This is a genomic window from Haloferax sp. S1W, from assembly GCF_044593955.1.
In the GTDB taxonomy this organism is placed as follows: Archaea; Halobacteriota; Halobacteria; order Halobacteriales; family Haloferacaceae; genus Haloferax.
Window position 1 is genome coordinate 1,533,212 of record NZ_CP172595.1, and the last position, 14,251, is coordinate 1,547,462.

Annotated in this window: 14 protein-coding genes; 5 read left to right on the top strand and 9 right to left on the bottom strand. The window is 63.0% G+C overall.

What is annotated here, in order from left to right; all coding sequences use genetic code 11:
* Window positions 1–126: 126 nt before the first annotated feature.
* Window positions 127–531 carry a 6,7-dimethyl-8-ribityllumazine synthase gene (gene ribH, locus ACH9L7_RS08055; RefSeq protein ID WP_396613198.1) on the top strand — a complete coding sequence of 135 codons (405 nt, stop codon included), beginning with the start codon at window positions 127–129 and terminating at the stop codon, window positions 529–531.
* Window positions 528–1,682: a pyridoxal phosphate-dependent aminotransferase gene (locus ACH9L7_RS08060; protein ID WP_396613199.1), complete on the top strand. Its 1,155-nt coding sequence runs from the start codon at window positions 528–530 to the stop codon at window positions 1,680–1,682. Before ribH ends, ACH9L7_RS08060 begins: the two co-directional genes overlap by 4 nt.
* Before the next feature lie 104 nt (window positions 1,683–1,786).
* Here ACH9L7_RS08060 and ACH9L7_RS08065 read toward each other — a convergent pair whose 3' ends face one another.
* Window positions 1,787–1,921, bottom strand: coding sequence for a hypothetical protein (locus ACH9L7_RS08065; protein WP_396613200.1), 135 nt, complete (start codon window positions 1,919–1,921; stop codon window positions 1,787–1,789).
* A gap of 1,249 nt (window positions 1,922–3,170) precedes the next feature.
* Between ACH9L7_RS08065 and ACH9L7_RS08070 the strand changes: the two genes are divergently transcribed.
* From ACH9L7_RS08070 to rbcL, 3 genes are all read left to right on the top strand, one after another.
* Window positions 3,171–5,090, top strand: a complete 1,920-nt coding sequence (locus tag ACH9L7_RS08070) for a DEAD/DEAH box helicase (RefSeq protein WP_396613201.1) — start codon at window positions 3,171–3,173, stop codon at window positions 5,088–5,090.
* A 43-nt stretch (window positions 5,091–5,133) separates the two neighbouring features.
* On the top strand, window positions 5,134–6,054 hold the full coding sequence (locus ACH9L7_RS08075) for a sodium:calcium antiporter (protein WP_396613202.1): 921 nt from the start codon (window positions 5,134–5,136) through the stop codon (window positions 6,052–6,054).
* A 100-nt stretch (window positions 6,055–6,154) separates the two neighbouring features.
* Window positions 6,155–7,399 (top strand): type III ribulose-bisphosphate carboxylase, encoded by a 1,245-nt coding sequence (gene rbcL, locus ACH9L7_RS08080; protein WP_396613203.1) that lies wholly within the window; start codon window positions 6,155–6,157, stop codon window positions 7,397–7,399.
* Between the two features lie 9 nt (window positions 7,400–7,408).
* On the opposite strand, the gene ACH9L7_RS08085 is transcribed toward rbcL, so the two are convergent.
* The 8 genes from ACH9L7_RS08085 to ACH9L7_RS08120 all read right to left on the bottom strand — a co-directional run bounded on the left by ACH9L7_RS08085 (window position 7,409) and on the right by ACH9L7_RS08120 (window position 14,195).
* Entirely contained in the window at window positions 7,409–8,362 is a 954-nt protein-coding gene (locus ACH9L7_RS08085; protein ID WP_396613204.1) for a ribose 1,5-bisphosphate isomerase, read from the bottom strand.
* Window positions 8,363–8,447: 85 nt separating this feature from the next.
* Window positions 8,448–9,926 (bottom strand): AMP phosphorylase, encoded by a 1,479-nt coding sequence (locus tag ACH9L7_RS08090; protein ID WP_396613205.1) that lies wholly within the window; start codon window positions 9,924–9,926, stop codon window positions 8,448–8,450.
* An 86-nt stretch (window positions 9,927–10,012) separates the two neighbouring features.
* Complete coding sequence (gene trxA / locus ACH9L7_RS08095) at window positions 10,013–10,438, bottom strand: thioredoxin (protein WP_396613206.1); 426 nt, start codon at window positions 10,436–10,438, stop codon at window positions 10,013–10,015.
* A gap of 294 nt (window positions 10,439–10,732) precedes the next feature.
* Window positions 10,733–11,026 carry a hypothetical protein gene (locus tag ACH9L7_RS08100; RefSeq protein ID WP_396613207.1) on the bottom strand — a complete coding sequence of 98 codons (294 nt, stop codon included), beginning with the start codon at window positions 11,024–11,026 and terminating at the stop codon, window positions 10,733–10,735.
* A gap of 1 nt (window position 11,027) precedes the next feature.
* On the bottom strand, window positions 11,028–11,402 hold the full coding sequence (locus ACH9L7_RS08105) for a helix-turn-helix domain-containing protein (protein WP_396613208.1): 375 nt from the start codon (window positions 11,400–11,402) through the stop codon (window positions 11,028–11,030).
* A 27-nt stretch (window positions 11,403–11,429) separates the two neighbouring features.
* Window positions 11,430–12,776, bottom strand: coding sequence for an NADH:flavin oxidoreductase (locus ACH9L7_RS08110; RefSeq protein ID WP_396613209.1), 1,347 nt, complete (start codon window positions 12,774–12,776; stop codon window positions 11,430–11,432).
* Between the two features lie 70 nt (window positions 12,777–12,846).
* Complete coding sequence (locus tag ACH9L7_RS08115; protein WP_396613210.1) at window positions 12,847–13,617, bottom strand: SDR family oxidoreductase; 771 nt, start codon at window positions 13,615–13,617, stop codon at window positions 12,847–12,849.
* 74 nt (window positions 13,618–13,691) lie between these two features.
* Window positions 13,692–14,195 (bottom strand): macro domain-containing protein, encoded by a 504-nt coding sequence (locus ACH9L7_RS08120; protein ID WP_396613211.1) that lies wholly within the window; start codon window positions 14,193–14,195, stop codon window positions 13,692–13,694.
* Window positions 14,196–14,251 lie beyond the last annotated feature (56 nt).

The window sequence follows — 14,251 nt, forward strand, 5'->3', positions numbered from 1 at the left end:
TTGCGAGTCGCCGACACGACAGGGGTCGAGAGTCGGCGGACGGCGCGACACGCGTCTGGCCCGCGATGTCGCGGCCAAATCAGTTGGTGTCGGTAGTTCTTTTAGCGGCCACGGGAAGGGTCGCGCATGGTCTCTCTCGGACTCGTAGTGGCCCGATTCAACTCGTCGGTCACCGAGCAGATGGAGGAGGCGGCCCACGAAGCGGCCGCAGAGCGCGACGCGGAGGTGGCCGAGACGGTTCACGTCCCCGGCGCGTACGACTCGCCCCTCGCGGCGGACCGACTCGCCCGCCGCGACGACATCGATGCAGTCGCCGTCATCGGCGCAATCGTCACCGGCGACACCGACCACGACCGGGTCATCGCCGACGCGACGGCCAAGTCGCTGACCGAGGTTTCGCTCGACCGCGACAAACCGGTCACGTTCGGCGTCTCCGGCCCCGGCATGAGTGGTGCTGAAGCCCGCGAGCGCGTCAGCAAAGGTGCGGAAGCGGTTTACGCTGCGACTGAGTTGGTGGAGGCGTTGGCATGAACTTCGACTTCAGTGCCCGGGTAGACCGGGTCGAACCGAGCGCCACGCTCGCCATCTCCAACCTCGCGAGCGAACTGGAAGCACAGGGTGAAGATGTCGTCGACCTTTCTGTCGGCGCACCGGACTTCCCGACGCCCGAGAACATCATTCAGGCGGCCAAAGACGCGATGGACGCCGGCCACACCGGTTACACCTCGTCGAACGGCATCCCGGAACTCAAGGAAGCCATCGCGGAGAAACTCCGCGGCAACGGCGTCGACGCCGAAGCCGACGAAGTCATCGTCACGCCCGGCGGTAAGCAGGCACTCTTCGAGACGTTCCAGACCCTCATCGGCGATGACGACGAAGTCGTCCTCCTCGACCCCGCGTGGGTCTCCTACGAGGCGATGGTCAAGCTCTCCGGCGGCTCCCTGAAGCGCGTCGACCTCGCGCCGCACGACTTCCGACTTGAACCCGCGCTCGACGAACTCGCCGAGACGGTCTCCGACGAGACGAAACTACTCGTTGTCAACAGCCCGTCGAACCCGACCGGCGGCGTCTTCTCCGACGCGGCACTCGAAGGCGTCCGCGACCTCGCGGTCGAACACGACTTCGCCGTCATCTCCGACGAAATCTACGAGCGCATCACCTACGACGGCTTCGAGCACACCTCGCTCGGCTCCCTCGACGGGATGGAAGACCGCACCATCACCATCAACGGCTTCTCGAAGGCCTTCTCGATGACCGGCTGGCGACTCGGCTATCTCCACGCCCCGTCGGACCTCATCTCGCAGGCTGGCAAGCTGCACTCGCACTCGGTCTCCTGTGCGGTCAACTTCGTCCAGCACGCCGGTGTCGAGGCGCTTTCGGAGCGCACCGACGACACGGTCGAAGAGATGCGCGAGGCCTTCGAAGGCCGCCGCGACATGCTCGTCGACCTGCTCGCCGAACACGGCGTCGAAGTCGCCGTCCCGAAGGGCGCGTTCTACATGATGCTCCCCGTCGACGACGACGACCAGGCATGGTGTGAGGGCGCGATTCAGGACGCGAAGGTTGCGACCGTCCCCGGAAGCGCGTTCAACGCGCCGGGCTACGCTCGTATCTCCTACGCTGCAAGTGAAGAACGTCTCCGTGAGGCCGTCGAGCGCCTCGCCGAGCACGGCTACATCTAACGCGGCGTCTCCTTTCTTTTAGCGCTCTCCGACCCAAAAGCGGACGCGACCCTCGCTTCCGGCAGCGATTGTGGCGTCTTCGTTTGCTCCCGCGATGTTCGTCGTCAGTTCGCCGCCGATAGGGAGTGTCCCGTTTGGTCGCCGTCCGCGAACCTCCCTGAGAGGCCGCCATCGAGGTTCCGACTCCCGAGAACGTGGCTCTGATAGCCGCCGCCGTCTGTGAGGTCATATCCGTGCACGCTTCCATCTTCGAGGGCGACAGCCCACTGAGGATAGCCAAAATCGGCTCTGTTGAACCCTCCACAGTTGATACAACCGGCGTGCTGAATACAGAGGGTGAATTCAGCATACCCACGACATTTGTCTCAAGGAAGTGATAATGAATAAATCATCCAGTAGACGTGCGAACTCACCACTAAACTTTCAGAAATCCACCTTCCAAAAGGGGACAGTAATAACGACCACTGGTAAGCGGACTGGCCAGAGGGGTTTCGTCGAACTGCGTTCTCTGGTTTCCCCGACCTTCAATCACAGAGACTGTTATTCTGTAATTAACTTTGCGAGTGGGTGTAGTGATTCTGTACCGGCACTGGTGCCAGGGTAAAACCAATGTCTGACAATGAAACAACCTCGTCGGGGATGACGAGACGAACCGTCCTCGCAGCCGCAAGTACAGCTGCCGTCGGATTGACCGCATTCACGGGAACGGCAGCTGCACATGAAGTGAGTACCATCGCGTTCTGTGGGTGCACGCAGGTTACTGTGTATGGTGCTTTGCTCCTCGGTCGGGATGGTACTGAAAGTGGAACGTACCATGCAGTCCTCTATTGCGATGGCGAAATCGTTCGCCGGGAACTCACTGGCTCCCAAACAAGACAGAACTACGACATGGACGCGGACGACACTCTCGGGTCGGGCGACGACTGCCAGGTCATTGCCCTCGAAGGACAGACATACGACGCCGAGGAAAACGTCACGAGATCCTTCACGATCTGCAACACTCATTGTCCGTCGAATTGCGCGACAAAGGGTCTCAATGACCAACGGGCACTCGATGCTGCGGATGTGGGTTCGTGTGATGACCCCAATTCAATACTGTCCGGCGGGTCGTCCGATGGAGTCGTAAGACAGACCATCACCGTTCAGTGTTCGGGCTGTGGACGCGACGAACCCGGTCATCCAGGAAAGGGGCATGGAAAAGACAGAAGCAAGAATAGGGGCAGAGGGCAATAAGTTAGGTGGAGACAAGGTCACACAGCGTTCTGATTGGAGATCTCTCTAGCCAGCGAATCCACCCTTTCTTCGGAGCGCAGAAGCCTGGAGCCACTTCGGTGCGAGGTACTCGCTGTGTATTCAGCACGCTCCATTCGATCTACTTGAAAACTGCCACAAGGCGAGTGCAGAAGACAGTGGTGACCGAATCACTGCGGCCTGAACAGTTCACCGCGGCGAAGATATTTAAGTGAGTCCGGGTCCACCGTGTGACAGATGCGCGTGAGCGACCTCCCGCTTCCGGCGGACTTCGTCTCCCACTACGAATCGAACGGTATCGAGGAGTTGTATCCGCCGCAGGAGGCTGCCGTCGAGGCTGGCGTCGCAAACGGCGACCGGGTCGTCGCTGCGATTCCGACCGCCAGCGGCAAGACGTTCATCGCCGAACTCGCGATGCTCACCGCCGACGGACCGGGCCTCTACATCGTCCCGCTGCGGGCGCTCGCACGCGAGAAGTACGAGACGTTCGACGAACTGCCGGGCGTGAGCGTCGGTATCTCGACCGGCGACTTCGACTCGGCCGAAGAAGACCTCGGCGAATACGACATCGTCGTCGCCACGAGCGAGAAGGTCGATTCGGCGATTCGAAACGGGGCCTCGTGGGTCGAATCGCTCGCCTGCGTCGTCGTCGACGAAGTGCACCTGCTCGGCGCACCCGGACGCGGGCCGACGCTCGAAATGACGTTGGCGACGCTCCAGCGTCGCGTTCCCGACCTCCAACTGGTCGCACTCTCCGCAACGGTTGACAACCCGGAATCCATCGCCTCGTGGCTGGACGCCGAACTCGTCGAGAGCACGTGGCGACCCGTCTCGCTCAGGACGGGGGTGTATGCCGACGGCGACGTTGCTTTCGACGACGGGTCCTCGCTCGCGGTCGATGTCCCGCCGGTCGGTCCGAAAGACGACATCGACACCGAAGCGACTGTCTCGCTCGTCGCGGACGCCGTCACCAACGGCGGTCAGTGTCTCGCCTTCGTTCGCTCCCGACGGGAAGCCGAGTCGCTCGCCGAACGGCTTGCCGAAGAGGACCTTTCGCCCGCCTCCGACCTCGGTGGCGAACTGAGTGAACTCGGCGGAACTGCGACCGGAACGCGCCTCGCCGAGTGCGCCAGTACCGGCGTCGGGTTCCACCACGCTGGCCTCCGGAGTGCTCACCGGGCGGCCGTCGAGACTGCGTTCAGAGAGCGCCGTCTGGCAGTCATCTGTGCGACGCCAACCCTCGCGGCGGGCGTGAACGTCCCGGCACGCCGCGTCGTCATCCGCGACCAGAAACGCTACACGGGAGATTCGATGGCGTGGATTCCCGTTCTCGACGTACACCAGATGTGCGGGCGTGCGGGGCGTCCCCACCTCGACCCCTACGGTGAGGCGGTCCTCGTCGGTGACGAGACCACCCGCGACGAACTCGTCAAGCGGTACGTCGAGGCTGACGCTGAGGCGGTCGACTCGCAGTTCGCCGACCGCGAGTCGCTTCGGACGCACGTCCTCTCGGTCGTCGCCTCCGGGTTCGCGGACTCCGTGGCTGGCGTCGTCGACGTGTTCGCCGCGACCTACTACGCCCACCAGCAGGCCGACGTTGACCTCACGTCGCTCGTCAGCGACGTAGTCACCGAACTCGAACGGATGGAGATGCTGGCGGTCGATGGCTCGTCGCTGTCGGCGACGACGCTCGGGGCACAGACCTCCCGGCAGTACGTCTCGCCGACGACCGGCGCGCGAATCGTCTCCGGTATCCGAACCATCGAGACGATGGCAGACGAGAACGTGACCGCACGCACCGCGCTCGAAGTCGTCTGCGACACGCCGGACATGCTCGACACCTACCTCGGGAACCGCGAGCGAGCGCTGATGTACCAGTACGCCCGCACGCATGCTGCCGAATTCACCACCGCGATGGGCGAAGCCGAGTCGTTCGAAGACTGGCTGACCGCCGTCAAAACCGCCCGCATCCTCCACGAGTGGTCGCAGGGAGAGACCATCGAAGACCTCGTAGACCGCTACCGAATCGGCCCGGGCGACCTCGAATCGCGCGTCGAACGCGTGGAGTGGCTTCTGGGTGCGGCCGACGCACTCTGTGGGGCGCTCGACACTGACGTCCCCGAGTTCCGCGAGGTTCGAGCGTTGCTGTCGCCCTGAAACAGAGCTTTACATCATTTCGCGGAGAGGTTCACCCACAGGCATGCTCGTGGAGGTTGCGCTCTTCGTCGTCGGACTCGTTGCGCTCGTCTTCGGTGCCGACAGAGCCGTGACCGCCGCGGCCGAAGTCGCCCGGTTCTACGGCGTCTCGCCCTTCTTCATCGGCGTGACGCTCATCTCAATCGGTACGTCCATCCCGGAGATGACCACCTCGGTATACGCCGCGACCTACGGTGCTGGTGACCTCGTCGTCGGCAACATCGTCGGGTCGGAGACATCGCAGATTACACTCGCCATCGGTATCGTCGCACTCATCTCGCCCATCGTCGCCAAACGCCGCGACGTGATGATATACGGTGGGGCGATGACCGTCGCGATGATTATCATGCTGCTCACGCTCGAAGACGGCGTCGTCCAGCGGTCCGAGGGCGTGCTGATGATGCTCGCGTACGTCAACTTCATCTACACGCTCTACACCAACGAGGGGGGCGAGGAAATCGCCGAAGAGGTCGTCGAAGAAGAAGAGACGCCCGAGCGAGCGCTGCCGCGCGTGGCGTTCGGTCTGCTGCTCGTCGTGGTCGGCGGACAAGTGATGGTGACAAACGGCGTCGAACTCGCCAGACTGATCGGTATCTCAGAGTACCTCGTCGGGTTACTCACGGGTCTCGGCACGACGACCCCAGAAATCGTCGTGGCGGGCATCGCGGCCAAAGGAGGCCAAGAAGGCATCTCTGTGGGTGCGATTCTCGGCAGCAATATCACCGACCCCGTCTTCTCGCTCGGCGTGGGTGCCCTCGTCGCAGACGTGGTCGTCACAGACCTCGGGTCGGTGACGATGTCGGGACTGTACATGCTCGCCGTCTCGCTGACCGTGCTGACGCTGTTTTACTGGCGGCGGGGCATCGACCGCCGCGCGGCGCTCCTCTGTATCGTTCTGTACCTCCCGACGTTCGTGGTGTTGTGACGGGGACGGGGCCTCAGTGTCGAACCCTGAACATTCGTTCTCCCCCCTCAAAGTCGCTTCGGGACTGCGTTTTAAGATTCGTGGGGGCGAAGGCGAAGCTATGGGTATCACCTACGAAGACTTCCTCGACCTCGACTACGAACCGACCGACGAGGACCTCGTCTGTACCTTCCGCATCGACCCCGCAACCGGGATGACGACCGAGGAGGCTGCGAGTCGAGTGGCCTCCGAGTCTTCAAACGGGACGTGGGCCGCGCTCCAGACGGGCGCGGACTTCACGGACATGGGTGCGACTGCCTTCTCCATCGACGGCGACACGATTGGCGTCGCCTACCCCGCCGGGCTGTTCGAACCCGGCAACATGCCGCAGATACTCTCCTGTATCGCGGGCAACATCATGGGCATGAAAGCGGTCGATAGCATCCGCCTGATGGACTGCGAGTGGCCCGAAACTATCGTCTCCTCGTTCGACGGCCCGCTCTTTGGCTCGTCGGTCCGCGAGGAGATATTCGGCGTCGACGACCGTCCCATCACGGCGACGGTCCCCAAGCCGAAAGTCGGTCTCTCGACGAAATCCCACGCGCAGGTCGGCTACGACGCGTGGCTCGGCGGGGTCGACCTCCTGAAGGACGACGAGAACCTCACCGACCAGGACTTCAACCCCTTCGCCGACCGCCTCACCGAGTCGCTCGCCCTCCGCGACGACGCCGAAGACGAGACGGGCGAGAAGAAGTCCTATCTCATCAACGTCACCGCGGACACCCAGACCATGCTGGACCGCGTGGACGAGGTGGCCGAACAGGGCGGCGAGTACGTCATGGTGGACATCATCACCGCCGGATGGGCGGGCCTCCAGACCGTCCGCGAGCGGACCGAGAAACACGGCATGGCCATCCACGCCCACCGCGCCATGCACGCCGCCTTCGACCGGATGCCGACCCACGGCGTCTCGATGCGCGTCCTCGCACAGGTGTCGCGCCTCCTCGGCGTCGACCAACTCCACACCGGCACGGCGGGTCTCGGCAAACTCGCGAACGAAGATACCGTCGGCATCAACGAGTGGATGTACAGCGACCTCTACGGAACGGCCGACGTGCTTCCCGTCGCCTCCGGCGGTCTCCACCCCGGACTCCTGCCGGACCTCCTCGACGCGACTGGAACCAACATCTGTATCCAACTCGGCGGCGGTATCCACGGCCATCCCGACGGCACCCACGCCGGAGCAGTCGCGCTTCGGGCCGCTATCGACGGCTACGTCGAAGGCAAGTCGATTCAAGAAGTCGCAGACGAGACGCCCGAACTCGCTGTCGCCCTCGACAAGTGGGGCACCGAAACGCCGCGATAGCCGGAATCGTCAGGGTTCAGCCCACGGTTCTTCTGTTCCCTCGCCGAAGAGTTCGCGCATCAGCGTGACGATGCTCTCGGGTGGGAATTGCCCGCGCTCGGTGACGATGGCATCGACGTAGCGTGGCGGCGTCACGTCGAACGCCGGGTTGACGACCTTCGGACTGCCGATTTCTTCGCGCCGTTTCTCGTCGATAATCTCCTCGGTATCGCGCATCTCGATATCGACGGTGTGTCCCGTCAGCGTCCCCGGGTGAAGTTTGAGCGTCTGCGAGGCGACCATGATGGGCGCCCCTCTATCGCGGGCGTTGACCGCAAGCCCGCTCGTTCCGATTTTGTTGATGACGCTCCCGTCGGCGGCGACGGCGTCCGCACCGACGAGGACGTGGTTCACGTCGTTGAGGTACCGTCGAGCGGCCGAGTCGACGATGAGCGTGACGGGAACGCCCATGTCGGCGAGTTCTTCTGCGGTGATGTGCCCCTGATTTCGGGGCCGCGTCTCCTTGACGATGGCCTCAATGTGCTTTCCCTGCTCGACGGCGGCCTCGACGCACGCCAGCACGTCCGTCGAGTGGCAGTGCGTCATGATGACATCGCCGTCGCGGAGTCGGTTCGCACCGACCCGGCCGAGGTCGGCCTGCGCTCTATCGAGGCGCTGGCAGAAGTCGTCGGCCGACTGGACGATGTCCTGCCGGAGTCCCTCGACGGTCGGACTCGACATGCCCCGAAGGACGTACCGGAGGGCGTTGGGAAGACTGACGGCCGTCGGCCGTGTCCCGTGGAGCGTCCGAGCGGCGGCGCGGAGTTCTGCGCGGAACGCCTCCGGGTCGTCCGCGTCACTCTCTTCGGCCTGTGTTCTAAGGGCCCGAGCCACCGCGTCCGCAATGGTCGCCGCACCGCGAACCTCCATCGTGTCGATGTCCGCCGCGATGCGTCGGACCTCGGGGTGTACGTGCTCGTCCATAGCAGAGATACGGGGGTCGGGCGGAAAAATGGTTGCCGAGGTGAGGGGTGGTCGCCAGCATTCCTCGACGGCGTGCGGCCGCGACTCAGACTCGGTCGACGAGGGCTTCGTCAGGGTGCCGAACGCGGACGGTGTCGACGCGAGCGACTAAATCCTCTGCATCGGCCAGTTTGTCGGCCGACTCCGCGTGGACGGTAAAGAGGGCGTCGCCGACAGCGGTCGTCTCACCCATGCGGCAGTGGAGGTCGATACCCGCGCCGGGGTCCTTCGGCGCACCGGCGCGTCTGGCGACTTCGCTGACGAGGCGGTTGTTGATATGCGTGACAACGCCGTCGTCGTCAGACCGGACGGTGTGAGCGTGCCGACCGGGTGAGAGGTCCGAGGGCTCGACATCCGGGTCACCGTTTTGCGCGGCGATGATGTCGCGGAACGTCTCGCGTGCCTGTCCAGAGTCGAGAATTTCAGTCGCGTCAGCGTCGATACCCGCACATTCGAACAGGAGTTCGGCGAGTCGTATCGATTTTACCCGCAGGTCGTTCGGGCCGTTCCCGGCGAGCGTCGCGAGCACGTCGCGGGCTTCGAGGATGGGTCCGACACCGCGGCCGACTGGTGCCGCCCCGTTCGTGATTGCGCATTCGATGGCCATTCCGAGGTGTTCACCGACGCGTTTGAAGTCCTCGGCGAGTTCGCGTGCCTCGTTGAGACTCGCAACCTTCGCCCCCTCGCCGTAGGGAATATCGATGACGACGTGGGTCGACCCAGCGCTTTCTTTCTTCGAGAGGACTGACGCGATGAGTTGCCCACGCGGGTCGATAGACAACGGCGTCTCGACGCGGATGATTCGGTCGTCGACCGGTGAGAGGTTCACGGCACCGCCCCAGACGAGACAGCCACCGGTCTCGTCGACGATGTCGCGAATCTCTTCGATAGTGAAATCGACGTCGCACAGCACTTCCATCGTGTCGGCAGTGCCGGATGCAGACGTGACCGCCCGCGACGAGGTCTTTGGAATTTTCAACCCCGCCGTGGCGACGATTGGAACGAGAATCGGCGTGACGCGATTCCCCGCGACGCCGCCGATAGAGTGTTTGTCCGCGATGACGGCGTCAGACCACGACATCCGCTCGCCGATGTTCGCCATGCACTCGGTAAGGTGCATCGTCTCTCCCATCGACAGGCCGCGCGTGTACGACGCGGAGATGTACGCGCTGAGTTCGACATCGGCGAGTCGTTCCTCGTAGATGTCGCGGACGATACGCTCGATTTCGTGTTGTTCGAGTTCGATACCGTCGAGTTTCTTGCGAATGTAGTACACCGAATCTGGTTGCGGTGCGACGGACACCTCGACCGACCCCTCGATGTGGCCGAGTCGGCGCGTCACGCCGAGCGTCCCGGAGTCGACGAGTTCGTCGGTCAACTCGACGATGCCGATAGTGGTTCGACCGTCACGCCGAAGTTGGACCCGTTCGAGCGCGTGAACTCCGAGTTCCGCCGCATCCGCCTCGTTGAGAAGAACCGTGGGCGCGCGAGTTCCGATATCGACCGATTCGGCGACGAGTTGCATAGCTAAAATTGGCGCGTGAGCGGCATAAACGACACCCGCGTCGCCACTCGCGGTGCAAACGTGCCGAAGGGAAACGTCGAATCAGATTAAGCGAGGTGGGCGTTGATGAGACCTTCGAGGTCGTCGTATCCGCGGACGCCGACAATCTGCTCTGCGACCTCACCATCTGCGAAGAGAAGCAGTGTCGGAACGCCGCGAACCTGATACTGGGCGGCGAGTTGCTGGTTCTGGTCGACGTCAACCTTCGCGATTGCCGCGTCGGTGTTGGCGGCGAGTTGCTCGACTGTTGGTTCGAGCATCTTGCACGGGCCGCACCAGTCCGCGTAGAAATCGACCAGCACGACATCGTACTTCGAGACGGTCTCGTTCAGCTCACTCGCTCCGTTTACGTAGATTGGCTCTGACGGTGCATCACTGGCTTCCTGCGCAGTTCCAGCGCCGTCACCACGAATTTTGGATTCGATTTGCTCACGTTTTTTCTGGCGAATCTCGTCGAGTTCGTCGTCGGACATACCTGTCGGTAGCGCCCCAACAGTAATAACAGTTTTGCAGATTCTAAGCAAGAATGGCGTGTGAAGTCGACCCGTAGCACAGCGAATGTGGCGGTGACAACACACCAAGCCGTATGTCCCCGTCCGAGTTAGAAACCGAGCGACTCCGCCTCGTTCGCTTCTGTCGAGACCACGTGTCGACTCGTGACCGCTACAGTACACTAGTCGACCAGGCAGTGACTGAATAGTCGGTCCACGCAGCAACAGAACAATTGAACCCGAGGAGACGCGCTGAGTCTGGGCCGCGAGAGGCGATTAATCGACGTACAGCGAGTAGGTGATGACCGCGAATCCGACGAACGTCAGTATCGCGTCGACGAGGACGCCGGTCGCGAGGTCGATTTCGAGGAGGACGTCGAACGCGCCCGCGAGGAGCGCGCCGAAGGTGACGATACCGAACCCGAGCGCCAGCGCTCGGAGGGCCGGCGAGCGCGTCCGGCGGTAGGCCTTGTAGCTGAAGTAGGTGATGAGACCGCCGAGGACGAGAATCCCCGTCTTGACGATGATGATGAACGTCGCGATGGTCGGCGAGGCGGTGAGGTGTCCCATCTTATGTCTCCCTCCGGACCTGCGTCCAGATGTCCGCAATTCGGTCTTCTGGTCTCCGTTCGGGCCGCCCGACGCTCACGGAGAAATCCCGGCCTTCCGTGAGGGCAATCCGAACCTCGTCGAACGATACTTCGTAGGTCGTCGCGTGGTGACCATCCGCTCGAATCTGCGTCCCTTCGGTGAGGAGGGCCGCGTCTGTGAGCAGGTCCAACTTCCGGTACGTCGTCGAAAGTGGGATGTCACACGTCTCTGATATCTCGCTTGCCGTCATGGGTTCTTCGAGTCCTCTGATGATGGCTCGTGCGTCCGCGTCGTCGAGCGCGTCGAGCACCGCTGTTAGTTCGGCCGACTCCATCGCGGACCGGTCGCGCGCCATTACCGTGAGTCTCCGGCGAGAGCCTTATTAACGCTCCGGGTCGGTACCACCCTCTGAGACGGGGTCGGGCGGTTGATTATACGCACCCTCTTTCTTGAGGGACCCCGCAGCGCGGAGGACCGAGGGCGTCCGACAGACACCACTGGCACCAGTCACCTGCGGCACCGTGCAGTTGTTACAGCTCTCGCAGACGGCGCGAGTCTCGTCCGCAACATCGCGACCCAAGAGCCTCGCCGGGAGTTCGGGTTCGGCGTAGAACGGCCGCGCCATCCCGACGGCGTCGCACGCATCACCGAGCAGTCGGTCGATTTCGCCGCGTTCTCGAATCCCACCCTCGCAGAGGACTGGCACCGACACGACATCCCGGACGCGGCGACACAGGCGAGCGTTCCACGCTGCGTCGAAGTCGTACCACGCGGCCTCGATTCGATTCCCGAGTGCGACGAGTCGCGCACGAATCGGACCACTGAAGGCCGAGGCGTATCCGTCTCGATATCGCTCGTCGGACCACGCGCGGTCCGGATACGACCCTCGAACGATGCTCGCATCCCAGAACACCGACCCGGAGACGGGAACAAGCGCATCGTACCCGTAGTCGGCGAGTCGGCGACAGATGTCGATTGCATCGTCTTCCGTGAGGTGCCGACGGATTCCCGCCGGGGCGGCCGTCTCCGCGGGAACCTTGGTCATAACCGGTACGTCGCCAGCCTGTTCGCGTATCTCGTCGGAGACGACTTCGAGAAATCGGACGCCGTCGCTGAATTCGTCGTCGCGCTGGTTGTAGAACGGCGAGAGGAACTGGTGGATAAGCCCCATGTTCGCACCTGCGAGGTGGATGATGTCGTATCCGGCGTCGGTCGCCATCGCCGCGGAGCGACCGAAGTCCGCCGCGAGGTCGTACACCTCCGCGGTCGTCATCACGTGCGCATCGTAGTCGAGAAAGCCGAGGCTGTCGAGCAGTCGGAGCAGTCGCGGCGGCCGCGACACGGCGAGTTGCTGAAGGTCCGGATGCTCGCGCCGATAGCCAGCATGCCACGTCTCCATGCTCCGGAGCCCACCGTGTTCTAACTGGATGGCGATGGCCGACCCGTGTTCGTGAACCCGGTCTGTCACCGTCGAAAGCGACGCGACGAACTCGGGGTCGGTAACGTAGGTCATGTTCGGAGCGGCACACCCGCCCGGCCCGCGCACGATAGTCGCACCCTGACAGATGAGACCCGCACCGGCCCGTGCCGCGGGTTCGAGTTCGGACGCGAGCGTCTCGGCGGCGTCGGGACCGGTACCCGCACATTCGAGAAGCGGCGCTCGGTACAGGCGGTTTCGGAGGGTCACGCCGCCGAGTTCGAGCGGGTCATCCACCCGAGGGGAAGCCATACCGAGACGTACGTGACGAACAACGTTAATCGAACCGTCGCAGTAAGAAATAGCCGCGGAGGAAGGCCGGTCAGAGCGAACTGCTCATCCCGCCGTCGACGACGAGCGATTCGCCGTTGACGTAGTCTGAACGGTCGCTGGCGAGGAACACGGCGGCGTCAGAAACGTCGTCTGGTTCTCCCGCGCGGCGGGCGGGAATGCTCTGCATGAACAGCTCTTCGGCCTCGGTTCCGAGGATGGGAACGTCGTCGGTGGTCATCTTCGTCTCGGTGAGGCCGGGATGAATCGCGTTGACGCTGATTCCCTGTGGTCCGAGTTCCGCCGCCAACGAGTACGTCAAGAGCCTCACTGCACCCTTCGACGCGTCGTAGGCCGAAAAGCCGGGAGACCCGCGAAGTCCCGCGACGCTAGAGATGTTGATGATGTCGCCTCCGCCGGTTTCGACCATCTTTTTCGCCGCGGCCTGTGCGCCGAAGTAGACCGCTTTGACGTTCACGTCCATCAGGTGGTCGAAATCGTCCTCAGTCACCTCGAAGAAATTCTGCTCCCTGAAAAGCCCCGCGTTGTTCACCATCACGTCGACGCCGCCAAACTCGTCCGCGGCGTCGACTGCGGACCTGAGTCGGTCCACATCGCCCACGTCGCACTCGACGAACGTCGCACTCGCGTCTGTCTCCGATTCGATTCGTTCGTGTGTCGGGGTCCCTCCCGTTCGAGGGGCCGACTGAATATCGACGACGACAACGTCACACCCTTCGCGTGCGAACGCCATCGAAATCGACCGTCCAATACCGCTTGCACCGCCAGTTACGACCGCTGTCTTTGCAGTAAGCGCGCCCATTGCAGCCATAACTGTCAAAACTATTGATTAAATATTTGTCCTTAATGATTGATATTCATGGCCGCATTTTGGGGCTATTTCGTTTCGTCTGCGACTCGCGAGATGGTCTCGTACTCGTCGTCGGCGTAGGCGATAAATCGAACGTCACGGAGCGTGGTCGGGTTGAACGCGCGAATCGTCTCGCAGATGAGTTGCACACCGTCTTCGAGTTCAAACCCGGCGACACCGCATCCGAGCGCGGGAAGCACGAGTGATTCACACCCCCGCTCGTCTGCGGCACGGAGGGTGTTTTCGGTGGCGTCACGGATGCTCTCGGCCGTTGCTCGTCCGTCGCCGTAGTGGGGCATCGCTGCCGCGTGAATCACGTAGTCGGCGTCGAGGCCGAACGCGTCGGTCACGGCGACTTCGCCGAGGTCGATTGGTCCCTTCGCCATTGCCGCCTCGTTGAGTTCGTCACCGCCGCGTCGGCGAAGCGCGCCCGCGACGCCCGACCCCATTTTGAGGCTCGTTCCCGCGGCGTTCACGAGCGCGTCAGCCGATTGGGCGGCGATATCTCCCTGAATGACTGTGAACTCCATACTCACCCGTTAGATGGCCTCCAAGGTGGACGTTTCGACGAGGTGGCAGTTCGCTC

Bases quoted from the DNA above. Each gene is read 5' to 3' on its own strand.
- ACH9L7_RS08110 (WP_396613209.1), bottom strand. From the start codon at position 12,776: ATGGCTTCCCCTCGGGTGGATGACCCGCTCGAACTCGGCGGCGTGACC.
- ACH9L7_RS08075 (WP_396613202.1), top strand. From the start codon at position 5,134: ATGCTCGTGGAGGTTGCGCTCTTCGTCGTCGGACTCGTTGCGCTCGTC.
- ACH9L7_RS08090 (WP_396613205.1), bottom strand. From the start codon at position 9,926: ATGCAACTCGTCGCCGAATCGGTCGATATCGGAACTCGCGCGCCCACG.
- ACH9L7_RS08120 (WP_396613211.1), bottom strand. From the start codon at position 14,195: ATGGAGTTCACAGTCATTCAGGGAGATATCGCCGCCCAATCGGCTGAC.
- ACH9L7_RS08105 (WP_396613208.1), bottom strand. From the start codon at position 11,402: ATGGCGCGCGACCGGTCCGCGATGGAGTCGGCCGAACTAACAGCGGTG.
- ACH9L7_RS08085 (WP_396613204.1), bottom strand. From the start codon at position 8,362: ATGGACGAGCACGTACACCCCGAGGTCCGACGCATCGCGGCGGACATC.
- rbcL (WP_396613203.1), top strand. From the start codon at position 6,155: ATGGGTATCACCTACGAAGACTTCCTCGACCTCGACTACGAACCGACC.
- ACH9L7_RS08070 (WP_396613201.1), top strand. From the start codon at position 3,171: ATGCGCGTGAGCGACCTCCCGCTTCCGGCGGACTTCGTCTCCCACTAC.
- ACH9L7_RS08100 (WP_396613207.1), bottom strand. From the start codon at position 11,026: ATGGGACACCTCACCGCCTCGCCGACCATCGCGACGTTCATCATCATC.
- ACH9L7_RS08115 (WP_396613210.1), bottom strand. From the start codon at position 13,617: ATGGGCGCGCTTACTGCAAAGACAGCGGTCGTAACTGGCGGTGCAAGC.
- trxA (WP_396613206.1), bottom strand. From the start codon at position 10,438: ATGTCCGACGACGAACTCGACGAGATTCGCCAGAAAAAACGTGAGCAA.
- ACH9L7_RS08060 (WP_396613199.1), top strand. From the start codon at position 528: ATGAACTTCGACTTCAGTGCCCGGGTAGACCGGGTCGAACCGAGCGCC.
- ribH (WP_396613198.1), top strand. From the start codon at position 127: ATGGTCTCTCTCGGACTCGTAGTGGCCCGATTCAACTCGTCGGTCACC.